Genomic DNA, 19,675 nt, shown 5'->3' on the forward strand with positions numbered 1-19,675 from the left:
AAATGTTTGACTTGCTCATTTTGCTTTTTTAATAGTGTGTGCTCACTCAAAATTTACGTTGGCGCTTTGTTTTGTTCAGTTTTCAAAGAGCAATATAATTGTGTCTCTCTCTTAGCGACTTTATTATCATAACACTTTCTAACAAACACGTCAACAAGTTTTTAATATTTCTTTTCTCGTCGATATGTTGTGTTTCGGTGTAGTTAATATAATAGCATGAGTAAATAAGACAAGTCAATTGAAATAACAAATAATTTTTCCTATTTGTTTTCTCCCCTTCTTTCTTTCCCTACATTTTGATTAGTACTATAAATAAAAATAAAAATGAGGAGTAGCCACAATGGCTACCCCTCATCCCTTTGTTTCTTATTTATTAATTGAAATAATATTAGTTTCCTTACTATCTACCTGTCCGCTCTTTTCAATTTTTATACTTTCCCCTTCAGAAAGGTTTGTGAAGACGATCGGCGTAATAATTGAAGTGGCATTTTGTTTAATATAATCCAGATCCACTTGAAGTAGAGGTTGTCCACTTTTCACTTTGTCATCTTGTGCGACAAGTGCTTCAAAACCTTTACCTTGCAACTTAACCGTATCGATTCCAACATGGATCAAGATTTCACGTCCTGCATCGGAAACAATACCTATCGCGTGTTTAGTCGGGAACAAGTTTACAATCGTTCCGTCCACAGGAGAGACAATTAATCCATCCTCTGGAACTATCGCGAACCCATCACCCATCATTTTTTCAGCGAAGACCGCATCAGGCACTTCAGTGATTGGTTTCAATTCCCCCTTAATTGGAGAAACGAAAATTTCTGAATCAATGTCATCCGTCCTAAGCGGTTCCGGAATGATATCTTCAATTTGATTTTCGACGCCTTTTTCTGGTGGAACTTCAACATTAGTAGGTCTTCTTCCATCCATAATTTCTTTCATTTGTCCTTTAATCGTTTCAGAACGTGGACCGAAGATAGCTTGGATATTGTTGCCGACTTCTAACACACCTGCGGCTCCAAGTTTCTTCAATCTATTTTTATCAACATGCTGAATATCATTGACCGATACACGAAGACGAGTGATACAAGCATCCAAGTGTGCAATGTTTTCTTTACCACCCATCGCTTCCAAGATATCTCCAGGAAGGCTTCCTGACGTATTAGAAGAACCTTCACCCTCAGCTTCATCTTCCTCTACTTCTCGTCCAGGCGTTTTAAGATTGAACTTCCGTATAGCAAACCGGAATCCAAAATAGTATATAACCGCCAATACCAATCCGACCGGGATAACCATCCAGGCATTTGTCTGCGGATTAATCAGACCAAACAGTACATAATCAATTAGACCACCAGAGAATGTCATCCCGATTTTGACGTCCAATAAATGCATCGTCATGAAAGATAAACCTGCAAACAAACAATGAATACCAAAAAGAACTGGCGCAACAAACAAGAATGTAAATTCAAGTGGTTCAGTAATCCCTGTCAAAAACGATGTAAGTGCAGCGGATATCATTAGTCCACCTACAAGTTTCTTCTTTTCCGGTCGAGCTTCGTGATAAATCGCCAAAGCCGCTGCCGGTAAACCGAACATCATGAAAGGATATTTCCCAGTCATGAATGTACCTGCCGTTAGATCTTGTACACCATCTTTAATTTGAGCCATAAAGATAGCTTGGTCACCTCTGACTATTTTGCCTGCTTCATTAACATAACTACCGAATTCATACCAGAAAGGCGAATAGAAAATGTGGTGTAAACCGAATGGAATCAGCGCACGTTCCACAACACCAAAGACGAAGGCACCAATAGTCAAGTTAGCACCTAGCATATTTTCTGAAAATGAGTTTAAACCCGATTGAATCGTCGGCCAAACCAAAATCATGATCAACCCAAGCACTACTGCACTTGCAGCAGTGACAATTGGCACAAAACGTTTTCCTGCAAAGAATCCTAAATATGGCGGTAATTCTATCTCATAAAATTTATTATATAAAACCGCTGCCATTACACCGACTATGATACCTCCGAAAACACCTGTACCAAGTGTAGGAATACCAAGAACGCTAGTATATGTGGCACTTCCCTCTAAATCTCCAACTTCAATCCCAAGAATAGTTCCCATGGTCACATTCATGATCAAGAAACCAATGATTGCGGCAAGACCAGCAACTCCATCTCCGCCTGCTAAACCAATGGCTACCCCTACCGCGAATAACAGCGGCAGATTTCCAAAAATGATATTCCCGGCATTTTCCATGACGGAAGCAACCATCTCCACTCCACCATTCGCAAGAAACGGCGCGATGTCCAACAACGTCTCATTATGCAAAGCATTACCGAACGCAAGTAAAATACCGGCAGCAGGCAAAATAGCGACAGGAAGCATCAAGGATTTCCCGATTTTTTGCAAGACACCAAACAACTTCTTAAACATATACTTTCCTCCTCATTTGTTTTTCACTAATAAAAACGGTTACATTCGACTGCAATAATCCTTTTGTTGTATACAAAAAAGGCATAAATAAAGATAGGACCGAAGATGGACGATGGGTATAGATTACCCTGTCCAACTCTCAATCATTCTCCTTACTTATGCCTGATCGAATCAGTAACACGTAGGTTAATGTTTATTTATTTATTTTTTTGCAATCGTTGAATATGCATCGTTAAATAGACAGCTTCCGCATCACAAACCGGTTTGCCTAATTTCTGCTGCATGATTTTTATTAGCTTCCAAGATAAATTGTAGCATACTGGATATTCTTCTTTCAATAGCAAAGCGATTTTTTCAGGTTCATTTACCATTTCCCCTGATTGGACCCGGTCTATCATAAATCTTAAATGGCGAATGAGTCGTGAATAATCAATACTATCTTTGTTTAATTGGATGTTCAGTTGCTCTTCTATAACTTGAATCAATTGAAAAATCAGTTGCGAATACTGGTTGACGTCCGATAAATCCTTATTCGCTATGGCACTGTGGATATGTAGGGTGATAAAACCTATCTCACCATGAGGAAGCCCTATACCGGTTTTGTCTTGAATAAGGTCAACAACCTCGACAGCGATGTTATGCTCAAAAGGATAGAGGGTGATCGTTTCTTGTAAAAATGGATTTTTTATGGTCATTCCTTGTGCAACCCGTTGCAGCGCAAATAGCAAATGATCGGTTAAACCTACATGTATATGCTCGTTAAGGTTCCCGGGAACTCTATTGTTTATCAGAAGAATGGATTCGATAATGGCAGCTTGGAGATTTTGATCAATCTTCGGCAATAATTTTTTGTAATTTTCCTGTTCCTTCTCACTTTTCAAAACAAACGTCTTCTCTGCGAGTTCTGGACTTAATTCATCGCCTTTTTTTCGATTAAATCCTAAGCCCTTCCCAATCAAAACGACCTCATCATACATAGGGTGATTAGCTATCACTACATTATTGTTCAATACCTTTTCAACGAAAAAACCGCTCATTATTCTCCCTCTTTTTTCGATATATTATCCCATCCATCACAAAACTTTTTATATCTATACTATACACGTAAAGTCCTTCACCTTACAACACGAGAAAAGAGGCCTAAAATAGGCCCCCATTCATTTACTCTTATTTCTTTATCACTTTAGGAATATGAAATATAGAAGGAAGATGACGCCAAGCCCCCACATGATCGGATGGACTTCTTTCGCTCTCCCCTTCATTGTCATCGTAATGGGATAAAAGATAAATCCACAGGCAATACCTGTTGCGATAGAATATGTCATGGGCATCATGATAACCGTGAAGAAGGCAGGTACTGCCACTTCGAACTTATGCCAGTCAATGTTTTTAAGTGAGGACGCCATGAGCACGCCTACAATGACTAACGCTGGTGCAGTTACCGCTGATGTGACGACGGAAAGTAACGGGAAGAAGAAAAGAGATAGAACGAACAGCAACCCTGTAACCACTGCAGCAAAACCGCTTCGGGCCCCTGCAGCTACACCCGCAGTCGACTCCACATATGAAGTGGTCGTCGATGTACCCAGGATGGCACCCGAGACAATGGATAGGGAGTCAGCAAGCAATCCTTTCCCAGCTCTCGGTAGAACATTATCCTTCATTAAGCCTGCTTGTTGAGCGACAGCCACCAACGTACCGGCCGTATCAAAGAAAGCCACGAACAAGAAGGTTAAAATCACGATGAGCATCTGTCCTGTAAAAAGCTCACCAGGACTTCCGAACGCATCAAATGCCACTCCGAAAGTTGGGGTAATGCTTGGTATCGCTCCAATAATTTTCTCTGGCACTGGAACTTGCTTAAAAATCATTCCAACTATAGCTGTGATCACCATGCCGATGAATACGCCACTTTTGACGCCTCTAGTCATTAAAATGACGGTCACGATAATTCCAAATACCGCAAGCAACGTACTTCCCTTTGTTAAATCACCTAGGCCGACAAGTACGCTATCATCATTCGTGATGATCCCTGCATTTTGAAACCCCACAAAGGTAATGAATAATCCAATACCAGCTCCTACCGCATATTTCAGTTCAACTGGAATGGCGTTAATGATTTTCTCACGAATTCCGGATAAAGAAAGCAGTACAAATATAAGTCCTGAAATTAAAACGCCCGTTAAAGCTGTTTGCCATGGGATACCGAAACCAAGTACAACCGTAAATGCAAAAAATGCATTAAGCCCCATGCCAGGAGCAAGAGAAATCGGATATCTGGCTATGAGCCCCATTAATATGGAACCAATTGCGGCAGCCAATGCCGTGGCGACAAACACCGCTCCATAATCCATTCTCAATTCATCAGGGTAGTCCTCTATGCCTTGTAACGTTAACATCACCGGGTTTACAACCAGGATATATGCCATGGAGAGGAAGGTAGTTAATCCTCCTAGTATTTCCCGTCGATAGTTAGTACCCAGTTCATTAAAACGAAAGTAATTTTTCATATTGAGTCTCCCCTATCATCTGTTCGTATGAATAAGAAAATGCCCCGTTCGCTTCCAAACGGGGCTCAACTACTAATATGTAAAGAAGTGGCGCACTACCTGCCTCACCAAATTCATTCACATCGTAGTCAAGCTGTTAACGGCAGCTTGGTAGAAACTTTCGGGCCATATTCCCGATTTTATACGAAGATTATATTCATTTACTATTATAGGTATAGTGTACCAGTCCATAAAATAACCGTCAATAACCAATCCGAATAATTTATATGATTTTTTATTTAATGTTCGCTTTTAAGTAATATCATTTCACATTATATGATTAATCTAATGTTAATTACCTGTAATCATCATGTTTTTTTAAGAGTGTGATTACAACAAATAATAAATCCCCATAAAAAACCAGCGAAGGGGAAACCCTTCACTGGTTCATTGTTGTTTTCGATTATTCCCACTCAATAACGTGGGTAGGGCTTATAAGCCTGTTGTTATCACATTTATAAGATGTCCCCATTACTTTGGAGACGATTTTGGCGACAATTGTTTCACTGCTTGATTACCAACAAATGTAAAACGCTTACTCGTTGCAGTTTCAATTTTGATAATGCCTGCCATCGATTCGGCGACACCATCATCAATCCCACGCCACAAATGTGCATAGTGTTTAAGCGTAATTTCTGGCGAACTGTGCCCGAGACGTTTTGAAACAACTAACACCGAAGCATTTAATTCATTGATGAGAAAGCTTACATGAGAATGACGTAGCCCTTTCGCCTGTATTACTGGAGCACCCGCAAGTTTTGCATAACGAGCAATAATTCGGGCAATCGTTGATTTAATCATGGGTAAGCCATCATAGGAAAAAATGAAATCCATATTTCCGTGTTGTGCTTGTCGTTCTTTCCATACACGCAAAACTTCAAGTGTATCATTATCTAAAGCAAGCACCCGTTTTCCATCAGCTGTTTTCGTATGGTTCTTCCGATTGTAAATCTTGCGACTCTTAGTAACTAACATATGATGAACACGAAGCTGTTTTTTCTTAAAATCAACATCATTCCACCAGAGAGCTGTTCCTTCGTTCACACGAACACCTGTCATGTAGTAGACCCACAACATCACAAAGCACAAATGCTCATAAAAATCTTCGGTGTAAATCTGCGAGATTACTATCTCAAATTCGTCTTTCGTCCAGTAAGCAACATCCGTTTTCCCTTTAGGAATTGGTTTCACTTGTTGAGCAACATTCTTATCAAGGTAATTGAGAGTTACGGCAAATTCAAGAATTTTTTTCAACATTCCAAAGACCATTGAAGCGTATGACTGTGAATATCCTGCCGCATTTTTATCCATAAGCCACGTTCTGAAGAATTGAATATCGTGCAAAGTAATCTTCCTTAATGGTTTCTTTCCAAAACGTCCTAGTAGAATTTTCAAAGGAGGATTCCGTGACTCAAATGTATCTTCCGTCACTTCCGTCTTATAATGTGGAATGTAAACATTGTTCATGAATTGTTCAAAGGTCATGCCATAATCTGAATAACCTTGAGTTTGCAAAAAGTCATTTTTCACACGGATAGCTTCCACATAGGCTTCTTTTGCTGACTCAAATTTCTTTCCAGATTGCGACTTTCGACCTTTACGCTTGATACGTTTTCCTGTGATTTTGTCCGTACCTAAGCTTACCTCGTAATAGTATTGCCCATTGTTGTCTTGATAGATATCTTGGTATCTAGTTTTTGCCAAATTTATTCCTCCGTTTTTTCGGACAACTCAACATCGCCGATAACGGATTTTACTGCCTGTATGGGGACAACAGAGATACGCCGTCCCTCGTAAAACTCATACCCTTGTTGTACCATATAGTGTTTTGCTTGTCTAATGATATTGGAAGCCGTGTAAGGCGAGAAGCCAGCACGCTTCAAGTCTTCTGAGTTCACCATTGTTTTACTCATCGCCATCCCTCATTCATTATAAATTTTCTTAATGGAGCTCTCTGAACTGTAAGGCCTTGAGTCTAGTAACCTTGAAAAGAAATACGTTTTATCTACGATTAACTCAAGCAACAAATAATCATTTTTTCTTGCGTACATTACTAGTTCTTCAAATTCCTTAAAATCTTGTTCTGCAATTACATCAATAATACTGTTCAAAAATTCACCCGTATTATGCTCAACAAGGAATTTGCCAAGTTCAAATCCACATCCCCACTCAATATCTTCTGTTTGATAGGGTGTCTTGTCTGGATTTTCCGCATGAGTGAAATATTCATACATTCCCTTTGGAGACATCACAACCTCAACATGTTTTGGAGCGTTGAGCTTTTCGCTAATCAAGTTTGAAACCTGCGAATAGCTTTTCAAAGAATCAAAGTAGAGTGCACCGTGCTTGTGTGCCTTTTTAATTTCTCCTGTCTCTTTGTTCACGTCTTTATCGTGCCAAGGACTTAGCACAAATGGTATGTGTATTTCCTCCAAAATTTCTAAATAGTTCTCTGGGACACTCTCTTGATAGAAAATGAATGCCCATTTATTGCTTCTCTGCTCTTTTTTCTTTTTCATAGTTCATCTTCCTCGATTATTGATTATTGATTCCACGGGGGTCGTAGTAGCCCCGTGAAGTATTTTTCCGCCAATTTTTAAAATATCGGAGCTTATTTGCTTCTGCCTAAGGCAGGCAAAAGCTCCGATATTCGTCACCTCATATTTGTTCCCTCAATTCTCAGCCAGTGTTTGTACCGTTCAAAATTCGAGAAAGTGTAGTCTGGAAAGCGACTTGATATCTCTTCTCGAAGAATTTCTTTTGCTTCTAAGATTAGTTTTTGGGCTTGCATGTCATTTGGCAATTTAACGAGATAGGTGATTTTTTTATTCCTAATATCAATGACGGATTTTCGTATTGATCTATTATGCTGTTGAATCTTGAGAACACCTTCTCCTTCATGGTCGGTTTGTCTGACTAAAAACCTTCTTAAACGGTGGCTCACCCAGATTGACTTGAACCAATTTCCTAGAGAATCCTTAGATACCCTTGTTACAATCTCAGGAACCACTAACATAAGAAGAAGCAGGAAAGATACCGCAGTCATGCCTTCTAAGAGTTTGGAAACTACATCAGCAACTTTGTACAAGAATTTTGCATATTCAATCACTGATGAATTTGTGTCGGCTCGAAGAAAAGCGCCTATCATCTTGAATGTAACTAGAACTAAAAGTAGCAATAACGAGCTTATTAACAGAAAGCCGTTAATGTGAAACGTGTGCATGAAGTATGATTTACCTAGTTTCCACATCTACATTATTCCTTTCAAATCATTAAATGTTGGCGTTAATAATGGAACAATTTGAAACGGATGCTCGGAGTCAATAACCTGTATCAATCCCGTCCCGATTCCTTGCGGTATAACTATTCCTTCAAGTGACAAGTCTGGGAACAAAAACTGTGTCGTTTTGCTATTTATATTGCCCACTTGAATCAATACATTAAGTTGTTCTCTGCAAGAAATAGGAATGGCATTACTATCAAATCTTTGTGATACCAGTAGCAAATGGACTTTTGTAGCCCTGCCTAACAATGAAATTTGAGATAATAGACTAAAGAACGCCTCTTTAATCGGCTTGGCAGTCCCATCTGATAGAGCCAGAACCTCGTCAATGACCAACGTGTAGTGTTCAAAGTCGGCTTGAGGGTTATTGTAAAGCACCTGTTGCCGTTGATGAATTAGCTCCAAGCTCTGGCTAAGTTCGGCATTCACACTTGAAACGTAATCGCTTTTGTTTCGGTTATCGCTTGGGGCAATAACCTTAACGTTGTTCTCCCTGCCCCATCTACTTGGCATATCAAATTTTGGGTCTACTATTACTAGCTTCGAGTTCTTCTTCAATACGCATAGAAGGTAGGTGAGGAAATAGGATTTACCTGACCCAGAGTTTCCTGCGATAGCAATACTTGTAACCTTATTTAAATTGAACTCGAAATTTTCCATGACAGGTACATTGTTCACTGGTAATTTCGCAACATATTCGTCAATGTGCCCAATAACCAATCGCTTAGAAATACCATTTATCCACGGGAAGAAAAGAGCACGTTTCATATGAATATCATCCGTTTTCAATGGGACAAAATAAGCCCCCACCTGTTTTAATAACGTAAAATCGGGGTATAGAGCCGCGTTACTGATAAGATAGATTTTTTGATAAAGTTCGTTGTCAACGACATAGCTTGCAGGTAGGCGAGGGACGAAGTAAAAGCCTTCGTCCGCTACCTTTACATTAAATGCGTTGGTGTAAGAAGTCTCACCGTTTATCTGCAATGCCATGTTCAGAGCTTGGAGCAGGTACCCTTCAAGTTCTAAGTTCTTCATTATTTAACAACCCGTATCCCTTCTGAACGGAAGTACACATTTGAGCGAATTTCAATGGCTTCCAGATTATCCAATTTTACTTCTGAAAGAAACGGTGGCAACGATGGTTTTTTGACAAATTTCACAGCGAATGGGTTAACTCCCTCCTGAGTGAAGTAGAGCTTGTAGCCTGTCACCTCATCTGTACGTTTTCCCTCAATCCAGTTATATTGTGTTTCGATCTCAGAAGAAACATTGATGATTGGTTTGTCGTCAGAAATATACTGACGTGCCGTTTTTTCGTTGTAAGCATTTTGTGAACTTTTTGTTTTCATGAATTTCTCCTTTTTTGCAAACATGACTAGTACATATTGCACAGATTTATTTATCTAGGGACTCGATTCCTTTGACATTTTCATTGTATAATAACGAAAAGTAGTAGATGGCATGTTATTATTGAGATGAATTTCAATGAATTTTCTACCACCCTAGGAGGCACAATGATTTATACAGAAACCAAAGATTACATTTTTTCTCAGATTGGGAAAAGAGTACGTGCCAAGAAGAATGAGTTAAATTTGACGTATTACCAATTAGCAGGTTATGAAAATAAAGCTGACTATGATGGACATCAGAAGGATTCAACTCAAGATAGCAAAGAAAATAAGAAACGAAGATACGCAAAATACGATCTTTCTATTATCAAGAATATTGCAGGCGGGAAAGCCCATGCCAAGAAAAATCCCAATTTAATTTCTGACTCACTGCTGTTGCACTTAACAAAGAAACTTGAATTTTCAAGTGAACTTGAATTGCTTTGGGGAGATTTAGATAATAGTGTCCTATCTAAAGTTTTATTTGAGAAGCTCCTTATTGATGTTTTATATGGGGATGATGATAAGTTAAAAGAAACATATAATAACGTATTATTTGACTATGTTCCGTATGCAGAATATCATTCATATTGGCAAATGTTTGTAATCGGCGAAATAGAAACGCCAAATTTCCCCAAATTCCAATTAAGTATTCCTTCACATTTTTATAATCTTAAAGAGGATGATATTTTTGAGAAGTATGAATCCATACAAAAAAACGCAATTGAATTTCTATACTATAAGTGCGGAACGCAGATTCATAGTTTGTTTGTAGATTTCATAATGCAAGAAGGGGATTCTTTGAAAAAACTAGATAAAAGATTAAATAACGTTGTTTCACTTTTAACTAGGCTTCTTCTGAAATATGTTCCGAACGAAGATTCCTTGGGATTAAGGGCTCGCAATATAATTATTTCTGATTATAAGAAATTTGGGACTTTGATAGCTAAAGAAATGAAAGGCGAGCCATGGACGTTAGTTGAACATACGCTAAAATTGCTAGTGGAATCTTCCTTGTCATACATTAAAGATTTAAAAAGAGTGCAAACGATAGAACTTGAGGTGATTAACAAATATAATTTTAGCGGAAAATAAAAAGGTGATGATGTAGACTGAAATAATTCTACACCACCACCAATGCAATTTTGTTCCTTTAGCAATGATACTAAAATATTCTGGTGTTTAACCGTTATTTTAGATTTATTAAATCCTTCCGCCTACTCCCTTAAATTTATCGACAAAGGCAGATATTTTCTGAAAAACGCTCTGTTTTTTTGTTAAATACTGAGGATTGAGAGGACTCATTTTAGGAAGAACCTCATTAAGCTCCGTTCCATTTTCACTGGCATATTCTCTTTTTAATGAAGCCAAAATATATCTTTTTGCAGCATCTTCATTCAGATTTTCAGTACTAATCAATTCTTCTGCTTCACGCTTTTGTTCAGTTTGAGCAAATGAGAAAAAAGCGTCAATAATACTTGCTTTATCTTGAATACTATCTAAATCAGCTTGGTTGATAAAATCAACTACCAAGCTTTCTTTTGAACGGTTTCCTACACTAGAACGAATTAATCGGCGAACTTCTTCAACCAAGAATTCTTTATCTTTCACCTTTTTGTTATGCTCAAAAATAAGTTCAAGAATGTAATCTAAGTTGATTTCTTGGGATTTCAGAAGATCTACCTCAAAGACAATATCATCCCAATCAATAGAGCCATTTCCTTTTTCTTTTCCAGTTTTTTCTCGACGAAACCAATCACGAATATCATTATATGAAGAACGATAATCTTGAATAGCTCTTTCTTCTAACACTTGAGTCTCTTGCATAACAGCTATATCTTCATCGGTTACATAGTGAGTAGCCTTAAAGTCTTCTAAAGCTTTAGGGTCAGTCATATCTACTGTTTTTAAAGCTTTTAAAGCTGAATATTCATCATAGTTCTGTAGGATATTTTCAATACGCAAATATTCACCAAATAGTTTAGTAAATTCTTTCTTATCCTTTTCAGTAACAATCTCATCAACATTAGGAAAACGTTCCTTTAATTCTCTGACTACATCTGCATAACCACGACGGGCTTCACCCGTTGCCACATCAGCGAATCCTTCCATATACTCTTTGTAGCTTTTTTCCAGCACTACATTTTTAGTGTTTTTATCTCCAAAACGAGTAATAGCGTCTATGGTTGCTTGTTCTAAATCTCTAAAAGTAACAATATTCCCAAAAGTTTTGGTGGAATCATAAATACGATTTGTTCTCGAATAAGCTTGTATTAAACCATGATACTTAAGATTTTTATCAACAAATAAAGTATTTAATGTAGGTGCATCAAAACCAGTTAAAAACATTCCAACAACTATTAACAAATCAATCTCTTTGTCTTTTACTCGTTTAGCAAGGTCACGATAATAATTTTGAAACTCTTTACTTTCTACGCCATAATTGGTTTTAAACATCGCATTGTAGTCTTTGATGGCTGAACTTAAAAACTCTTTTGCACTACTATCCATTGCTGAAGGTTCAAAAGTTTCATCAAGAATTTCACCTATCGCAGTTTGCTCTTCATTAGCAGCAAAGGAGAAGATTGTAGCAATCTTCAGGGGGTTATTGCTTCCTTGTTGTAATTTATTTAATGATTCATAGTAGAGTTTGGCTGCGTCAACACTGCTCACAGCAAACATGGCATTAAATCCTTTTCCATTCGCGTTTAGACGATGGGTTTTTACTCTAAAATTATTAAGAATATATTGAGAAATTTCTTTGATGCGTTCAGGATGCAGTAGTGCTTCTTTATTTTCTGCTGCCGATAGCTTTTTCTCGTCCTGTTCTTTTTCGATCGTTTTGAACTTGGGACGTACATCGTTATAATCTACTTTGAACTTTAAAACCTTTTCATCTCTAATGGCATCCGTAATTACATAAGAGTGTACCTCTCGACCAAAGACAGAAGCAGTCGTTTCAGAACCTAACGCATTTTCCGGAAAAATAGGCGTGCCTGTAAATCCAAATTGATAGAACTTCTTAAACTTTTTCTTGATATTTTTTTGAGCTTCACCAAATTGTGAACGGTGAGCTTCATCAAAAATAAATACCACTTGCTTATTATATATAGGTAACTCTGTTCCGCTTTTCATTAGGTTATTCAGTTTTTGAATCGTCGTCACAATAATTTTATTATCATCTTTTTCTATGTTGCGTTTTAATCCTGCGGTACTTTCTGAACCATTAACACTATCAGGAGAAAAACGCTGATACTCTTTCATCGTCTGAAAATCCAGGTCTTTCCGATCTACAACAAAAAATACTTTATCGATAAAATCCAGTTCAGTAGCCAAGCGAGCTGCTTTAAAACTCGTAAGCGTTTTTCCCGAACCTGTTGTATGCCAAATATATCCGCCGCTTTCAATGGTACTCCATTTTTTTGCTTGGTATGCACTCTTAATTTTCCATAATATTCTTTCTACCGCGGCAATTTGATAAGGTCGCATAACCAGCAGGTTGTCACTCGAATCAAATACGGAATATTTCAGTAGTACATTCAATAAAGTATCTTTCTGAAAAAATGTAGCTGTGAAATCTTTTATATCTTTAATTAGGATATTATCCGATTTTGCCCAATTCATAGTGAAATCAAAACTATTCTTATCACGTTTAGTCGTATTTGCAAAATAACGGCTATCTGTACCATTAGATATTACAAAAATCTGCAAATATTTAAAGAGAGAGTTTTCTGAATTGAAACTCTCTTTACTGTATCGATGAACCTGATTAAAGGCTTCACGAATCGCAATCCCACGCTTTTTAAGCTCGACTTGCACTAACGGTAAGCCATTGACTAAGATGGTAACATCATATCGATTCGCATGCGTTCCTTTCTGTTCAAATTGGGAAATGACCTGTACTCTATTGTTGGCAATATTCTTTTTGTCTACTAGGTAGATGTTCTGAATATGCCCATCATCAAAAACAAAGTCATAAATGTAATCGCTATGGATTTTACGGGTCTTATCAATGTGGTTATCACTAGGTTTATCTAAAAACTGTTCACAAAATCTAAGCCATTCGGCATCTGAAAATTTCACCTTATTAAGATCTTGTAGCTGCACACGAGCATTCGCAAGTATCTGCTCAGGAGTAGTTAAATTAGGAAGATACTCATAGCCTTGATTTACTAAATCTTGAATCAATTCTCGTTCTAAGTTAACTTCCGTTTGATAGCCGCCCCCTTGTTCTGCTATCTTGCTATATTTATCTAGAACTATGTAGTTGTTTGATTCTGCGATAGGGTTGAAATCATACACCTTTATTCCTCCTTCCAATAGCTATAGTTACTTATTAAATGTTCAAGTAATAGTCTAACCGTTTGTTTTTCTTGAGGAGAGGGTTCTGCTACAGTTTCATCCGCCAGTGTAGAATGACTTGTAAATTGGATAATACGATTATAATAGCTTTGTTTATTATCAGGTAATAATTCCGACCAATTTGGGAATCCAAGAAAACTAGCTGTTTTTTCATATAGATTTCTTAAAAGAGTGAAATGATATTTTTGTACTTGGTTGTTCTCAATGGCTTCCTCTATCGTCTTCTTCAAATGCAAATGATATGAAAAACTCTTATTTGAGTCACCTGGTTTCTCTTCTATTTCGAAAGTACCATCTTCTTGACGGTCTAGCATGTAGCAGGTCTTTTTATTGACTTCATTATGGAGCACATTATAAAAAATAGGATTGTGAGTTGTAATAACAAACTTTAATCCGGAATCACTTTTTTTGATCAATTGAGCCAAGTCTACAGCTAGCTGAATTAAATGGTTATCGTCTAATGAAGTTACAGGATCATCAATAAACACATATTTCAACTGATTAAGTTGATCTGTTTCTCGTTCACTTGGCTCAGCTATATTTAATACATCAATCACTTGGTTAAGCAAGCTATAAAACACACTCCAAACAAAGCTGCTTTCCTCACCTTTTGACACCTTAATATTTGGAGAAGGTTCTTCATTTCCCCGTTCATAAGAAAATGTAACTTCCGAGAAATCCGAATTGAACTTAGGTGTTAATGTACGATCGGTATAATTCTGAAAATGACTAATGACATTTTGATCTTGTCCCTGTTCATTAAGCACCCATTCAGTAAAAGAATTGGTATGAATTTTAAGTTTTAAATCAACATCATTTGCTAGATCATTGTCCCAATAGAACAAATCTTCCGTAAAAGCATTATAGTAAATGATTTTTTTGCTAGCTAACCCCGTTTCGTCTGTCTCTATATTGTCTTTAGGTGCAACTAACAATTTCAGTTCTCTTGAAAGTCTTGTTTTTCCATTTCCATTAAAGGCATAGATTAATTGAACTTTCTTATCATTATCTTTTAACTGTTGGGCAATTTCATTTAAACTTTTCCCCATACTAAGCTTCTACCTCACTTTTCGGAAACGAAAGTAGCATATTACGGTAGTGTTCATATTGCTTTTGACGCAACTCTATTTCACGAGGTAAACCTGATGTAATATCGTTAACTAGGGTATCAAAGCGATCTAGGATTGAAACGATTCGCTCTTGCTCAGCAAGTGGTGGGATGGGAATTTGGATGTTAAGAATATCATCTTTTTTCAAATTAGTTTGATCTACTCCATTATCATATTTAAGTAATTGCCTGTTGCGATTCAATACATAAAATAAATATTTTGTGTTTACTGTTTTTACGTTTTTAAAGGCTCCTATTCGTTGATTCAAAGTGTATCTGTCATCTTCGCAAACTAAATAACACTTAGCTAAAGCCCTTCCATTTGGTAAGTCACTCATAACCATAAGGATATCATTAGTGAACAAAGGTGAAATTTGCTCATTAGAATATTTTTTAACTTTTCCGTTTGTTGATATAAATTTCGAATTAACCACAATATATTTCCCGTCATCAACAATAATTTTCTCATGACCTTTCCCATTTCTAAATTCAACAATGTTATTAAGAGTCTTCCACTCAACCTCGCCCTCTTCAAAAGTCAATAACTTATCACGGTAATAGGTATATTGCTTTTTACGAGCTGTAAGCTCTGCTGTAAGCTCTGCTGTAAGCTCTGTGAAGCTGTCCAATATACGGACTATTTCTTCTTGTACTTTAAAGGGTGGGGTGGGGACTGGTATTTTGTTCAAAATGGCTTGAGTTAGGCTAGGTCTGCCAGAACCTGTATCTAATTTCATTAAATCAATAGTTTTCATATAATAGTAGAAAAATTTAGGAATAAGTTGATTAATGTCAATTTCTGTGTAATAAATAGTATCAACATTCCAAACGGGACTTTCAACATAAAATATATTTGTAATCGAACCTTTTCTTGGAATTAGTACAGTAGGTTTATCATAAGCAAATTTATCTACATAAGCCATAACTCCGCCCGAACCATAAACAGGTATATTACCAACACTTAAGGTTTTCCAATCTTTTCCGTTCTTTATATTTACAACTTCCCCCAAGGGCTTCCACTCAATCTCAACCCCATCAAGCAGATTCTCCATATAATTTGGCTTAATCATGATTCAACCTCCTCAATAATCTCATCAATTTCAGCACGAAGTTGGTCTATCTTTGCTACAGTCGTTTTTATCTCCGCATTCAGCTCATTGATATCAATGACTTCCCTTGTGTCTTTCGCTTCCACGTACGAACTTACTGAAAGATTGTAATCATTTTGAACGATTGCATCATAATCAACAGAGTTTGCAACATGATCAATATCCTCTTTACTGTCAAACACTGTCATAATTCGCTCAATATGTTCATCTGTAAGTACGTTATTATTGGTTTCTTTTTTATAGAAATCTACTCCACTTGCATCAATAAATTGAGTTTTATTATCGGTTTTATGCTTAGAAAGAACCAAGATATTAACCGCTATTGAAGTTCCATAAAAAAGGTTAGGTGCTAATGAAATAACTGTTTCAACAAAGTTATTATCAATCAGATATTTTCTTATTTTCTGCTCTGCACCACCACGGTAAAAGATACCAGGGAAGCAAACGATAGCTGCACGACCTTTGCTTGAAAGATAACTGAGGGTATGAAGTACAAAGGCAAAATCGGCTTTAGATTTTGGAGCTAATACGCCTGCAGCAGCAAATCTTTCATCATTAATAAGTGTTGGGTCATCACTACCAATCCAATTTACGGAATAAGGTGGATTAGATACAATAGCATCAAAAGGTTTTTCGTCACCAAAGTAAGGATCTCGAAGCGTATTTCCTAAAGCTATATTAAACTTATCGTAATTTATGTTATGTAAAAACATGTTCATACGAGCAAGGTTATACGTTGTATGGTTAATCTCCTGTCCATAAAAACCATCTTCGATAATATGAGCATCAAATTGTTTCTTTGCTTGTAATAGCAATGAACCTGAACCAGCTGCCGGGTCATATATCTTATTAATGGTTGTTTGCTTGTGTATTGCTAATTGAGCAATAAGCTTAGACACACTCTGCGGTGTAAAAAATTCCCCTCCAGATTTACCTGCATTAGCAGCATAATTAGAGATTAAATACTCATAAGCATCACCAAAAAGGTCAATCTGACTATCTTCAAAGTTACCAAAATTAAGCCCTTCAACGCCTTTAATGACAGCAGCTAAACGACTGTTTTTATCCTTTACAGTATTCCCCAGTCTATTGCTTGTTGTGTCAAAATCAGCAAATAATCCTTTAATATCTAGTTCAGATGGATAACCGTTTGCTGAACTTTCAATAGCAGAAAATATTTCGGCTAAATCTGTATTCAGGCTTTCATTTGTATTAGCAGTTTTCGCAATATTAGCAAACAGCTGAGTCGGATATATGAAGTAACCTTTTGTTTTAATAGCGTCCTCTTTGATTTCTTTTGTTATAATATCATTAGGAAGTTCTGCATACTTGACGCTTTCATCTCCAGCTTCAATATAGCTAGAAAAGTTCTCGCTAATGAAACGATAAAAAAGCGTTCCTAAAACATATTGTTTAAAATCCCATCCATCTACTGAGCCACGGACATCATTGGCTATTTTCCAGATTTGAGATTGTAATTCGGCACGTTGTGTTGCACTTGACATTTATATTCCTCCAATTTTTCTTCTTATACATTGATTATAACAGTAATTCTAGATAGGTTTGTAGTTTCCTTCTACCTTTAGTTCCTACACATTTAATGACACGATTTACATCTATATTATATACATGCCAACGTGGTGAAGCCGATCGACCAGGAAATATACCTAAAGGAAATCTCTAGGCATCTTCATTATATTTCGCGCGTTTCACGCACTCTACCGGCTAAAGCCTAAATAAAAACTCCCACCGACAATCATTCGGTGAGAGTTTTTGGCGACAATCTTGGAGACAATTCAAATGAATTTTGGTCTCAGAAAGTCTTATGAGTTTTACCTAAACGGCGTAAAATCAACGTTTTTCAATGTATAGAGTGTCGCTTGGTCATTCCCACTCAATCGTTGCTGGTGGCTTGGACGTTATGTCATACACGACGCGGTTTACATGATCCACTTCATTGACGATTCTTGTTGAAATGATTTCAAGCACTTCCCATGGAATACGGGCCCAGTCGGAAGTCATTCCATCAATTGATGTTACGGCACGAATACCGATCGTGTAATCATACGTACGGGCATCCCCCATAACTCCTACACTGCGAATGTCAGGGAGAACCGTGAAGTATTGCCAAATCTCACGTTCTAATCCATTCTTACTGATTTCTTCGCGTAAGATATAATCAGATTCACGAACGATTTCAAGCTTTTCATCTGAAATTTCACCTAATACTCGAATACCTAATCCAGGGCCCGGGAACGGCTGGCGCCAGACGATTTCATCAGGAATACCCATTTCGCTACCTAATGCCCGTACTTCGTCCTTGAACAAAGTATTCAATGGTTCAATTAAACTAAATTGCATATCTTCTGGCAGACCGCCTACATTATGATGCGATTTAATCGTTTGTGCCGTTGCCGTACCACTTTCAATGATATCCGTGTAAAGCGTACCTTGTGCAAGGAAATCAATGCCTTCCAGTTTCGTTGCTTCATCATCGAATACGTAGATAAACTCGTTACCGATGATTTTACGTTTTTGCTCCGGATCGGAAACGCCAGCAAGTTTAGATAGGAAACGTTCTTTTGCATCCACTTTAATGACATTCATATTAAAACCGTCGCTGAAGGTTTTCATGACACTTTCCGCTTCACCTTTACGCAGTAAGCCATGATCAACGAAGATACATGTTAGCTGATCGCCAATCGCTTTATGGATCAATACAGCCACTACGGACGAATCCACACCGCCACTTAAGGCGCATAATACTTTTTTATCGCCGACAGTTTGACGGATTTTTTCCATTTCAATTTCAATGAAATTTTCCATGGACCAGTCGCCTTTACATCCACATACTCCGAATACGAAGTTTTTCAGGATATCATTCCCGTAGACAGAATGACGAACTTCCGGATGGAATTGAACGGCATATAATTTACGCGACTCATCACTCATTGCCGAAATCGGACAAGACGGATTCGTTCCATCGACCGTGAAACCTTCAGGTGTTTCGACGACCAAGTCACCGTGGCTCATCCAGACGATTTGTTCATTTGGAAGATCACTGAATAGCTTAGAATCATTTTGAATCGTAAGGGTCGCTTTCCCATATTCACGGTTTTTAGCACGTTCTACTCTTCCGCCAAAGTGCTTCGTCATAAGTTGCATACCATAACAAATACCGAAAATCGGGAGACCTAATTCAAAAATTCGTTCATCACACCCGAATGCACTTGCATCATACACACTGTTAGGACCACCTGAAAAGATGATACCTGTTGGATTCATTGCTTGGATTTCTTCCACGGTAATTGTATGAGGATGCAGCTCACTGTAAACGCCGAATTCACGAATACGGCGTGTTATCAGTTGGTTATACTGGCTTCCGAAATCAAGTACTACGATCATTTCCTGGTTTTTTTGCAATTCTGTTTTCCCCG

General features: G+C 37.5%; 15 protein-coding genes and 1 riboswitch. Of the genes, 1 reads left to right on the forward strand and 14 read right to left on the reverse strand.

The window, feature by feature from the left end; translation table 11 throughout:
- Window positions 1–366: 366 nt before the first annotated feature.
- From ptsG to ACIQXN_RS17605, 9 genes are all read right to left on the reverse strand, one after another.
- Complete coding sequence (gene ptsG, locus ACIQXN_RS17565; protein WP_402969495.1) at window positions 367–2,436, reverse strand: glucose-specific PTS transporter subunit IIBC; 2,070 nt, start codon at window positions 2,434–2,436, stop codon at window positions 367–369.
- 197 nt (window positions 2,437–2,633) lie between these two features.
- The gene (gene glcT, locus ACIQXN_RS17570; RefSeq protein ID WP_402969659.1) at window positions 2,634–3,476 is read right to left on the reverse strand and encodes a glucose PTS transporter transcription antiterminator GlcT; all 843 of its coding nucleotides are present in this window, start codon (window positions 3,474–3,476) and stop codon (window positions 2,634–2,636) included.
- Between the two features lie 138 nt (window positions 3,477–3,614).
- A complete protein-coding gene (locus ACIQXN_RS17575; RefSeq protein WP_402969498.1) occupies window positions 3,615–4,946 on the reverse strand; it encodes an NCS2 family permease in 1,332 nt (443 codons plus the stop codon).
- Window positions 4,947–5,051: 105 nt separating this feature from the next.
- Window positions 5,052–5,153, reverse strand: a riboswitch (purine riboswitch).
- A gap of 303 nt (window positions 5,154–5,456) precedes the next feature.
- Entirely contained in the window at window positions 5,457–6,689 is a 1,233-nt protein-coding gene (locus ACIQXN_RS17580; RefSeq protein WP_402969501.1) for a tyrosine-type recombinase/integrase, read from the reverse strand.
- Between the two features lie 2 nt (window positions 6,690–6,691).
- Entirely contained in the window at window positions 6,692–6,898 is a 207-nt protein-coding gene (locus tag ACIQXN_RS17585; RefSeq protein WP_021495189.1) for a DUF3173 family protein, read from the reverse strand.
- Between the two features lie 9 nt (window positions 6,899–6,907).
- The gene (locus ACIQXN_RS17590) at window positions 6,908–7,504 is read right to left on the reverse strand and encodes a replication protein (protein WP_402969505.1); all 597 of its coding nucleotides are present in this window, start codon (window positions 7,502–7,504) and stop codon (window positions 6,908–6,910) included.
- A gap of 134 nt (window positions 7,505–7,638) precedes the next feature.
- Window positions 7,639–8,235: a hypothetical protein gene (locus ACIQXN_RS17595; protein WP_402969508.1), complete on the reverse strand. Its 597-nt coding sequence runs from the start codon at window positions 8,233–8,235 to the stop codon at window positions 7,639–7,641.
- Window positions 8,236–9,306 carry a helicase HerA domain-containing protein gene (locus ACIQXN_RS17600; RefSeq protein WP_402969511.1) on the reverse strand — a complete coding sequence of 357 codons (1,071 nt, stop codon included), beginning with the start codon at window positions 9,304–9,306 and terminating at the stop codon, window positions 8,236–8,238.
- Complete coding sequence (locus ACIQXN_RS17605) at window positions 9,306–9,620, reverse strand: hypothetical protein (RefSeq protein ID WP_402969514.1); 315 nt, start codon at window positions 9,618–9,620, stop codon at window positions 9,306–9,308. Before ACIQXN_RS17605 ends, ACIQXN_RS17600 begins: the two co-directional genes overlap by 1 nt.
- Before the next feature lie 165 nt (window positions 9,621–9,785).
- On the opposite strand from ACIQXN_RS17605, the gene ACIQXN_RS17610 reads away from it, so the two are divergent.
- Window positions 9,786–10,754, forward strand: coding sequence for a hypothetical protein (locus tag ACIQXN_RS17610; RefSeq protein ID WP_402969516.1), 969 nt, complete (start codon window positions 9,786–9,788; stop codon window positions 10,752–10,754).
- Window positions 10,755–10,862: 108 nt separating this feature from the next.
- Here ACIQXN_RS17610 and ACIQXN_RS17615 read toward each other — a convergent pair whose 3' ends face one another.
- The 5 genes from ACIQXN_RS17615 to guaA form a co-directional block, all read right to left on the reverse strand.
- On the reverse strand, window positions 10,863–13,961 hold the full coding sequence (locus ACIQXN_RS17615) for a type I restriction endonuclease subunit R (RefSeq protein ID WP_402969519.1): 3,099 nt from the start codon (window positions 13,959–13,961) through the stop codon (window positions 10,863–10,865).
- A 2-nt stretch (window positions 13,962–13,963) separates the two neighbouring features.
- Window positions 13,964–15,070: an AAA family ATPase gene (locus tag ACIQXN_RS17620; RefSeq protein WP_402969522.1), complete on the reverse strand. Its 1,107-nt coding sequence runs from the start codon at window positions 15,068–15,070 to the stop codon at window positions 13,964–13,966.
- Between the two features lies 1 nt (window position 15,071).
- Window positions 15,072–16,199 (reverse strand): restriction endonuclease subunit S, encoded by a 1,128-nt coding sequence (locus ACIQXN_RS17625; protein WP_402969525.1) that lies wholly within the window; start codon window positions 16,197–16,199, stop codon window positions 15,072–15,074.
- Window positions 16,196–17,743: a type I restriction-modification system subunit M gene (locus ACIQXN_RS17630; RefSeq protein ID WP_402969528.1), complete on the reverse strand. Its 1,548-nt coding sequence runs from the start codon at window positions 17,741–17,743 to the stop codon at window positions 16,196–16,198. The genes ACIQXN_RS17625 and ACIQXN_RS17630 overlap by 4 nt, the downstream gene beginning before the upstream one ends.
- A 379-nt stretch (window positions 17,744–18,122) precedes the next feature.
- Window positions 18,123–19,643, reverse strand: coding sequence for a glutamine-hydrolyzing GMP synthase (gene guaA / locus ACIQXN_RS17635; protein WP_402969662.1), 1,521 nt, complete (start codon window positions 19,641–19,643; stop codon window positions 18,123–18,125).
- Between the last annotated feature and the right edge of the window lie 32 nt (window positions 19,644–19,675).

The organism is Peribacillus sp. NPDC097295, from assembly GCF_044761665.1.
GTDB lineage: Bacteria > Bacillota > Bacilli > Bacillales > DSM-1321 > Peribacillus.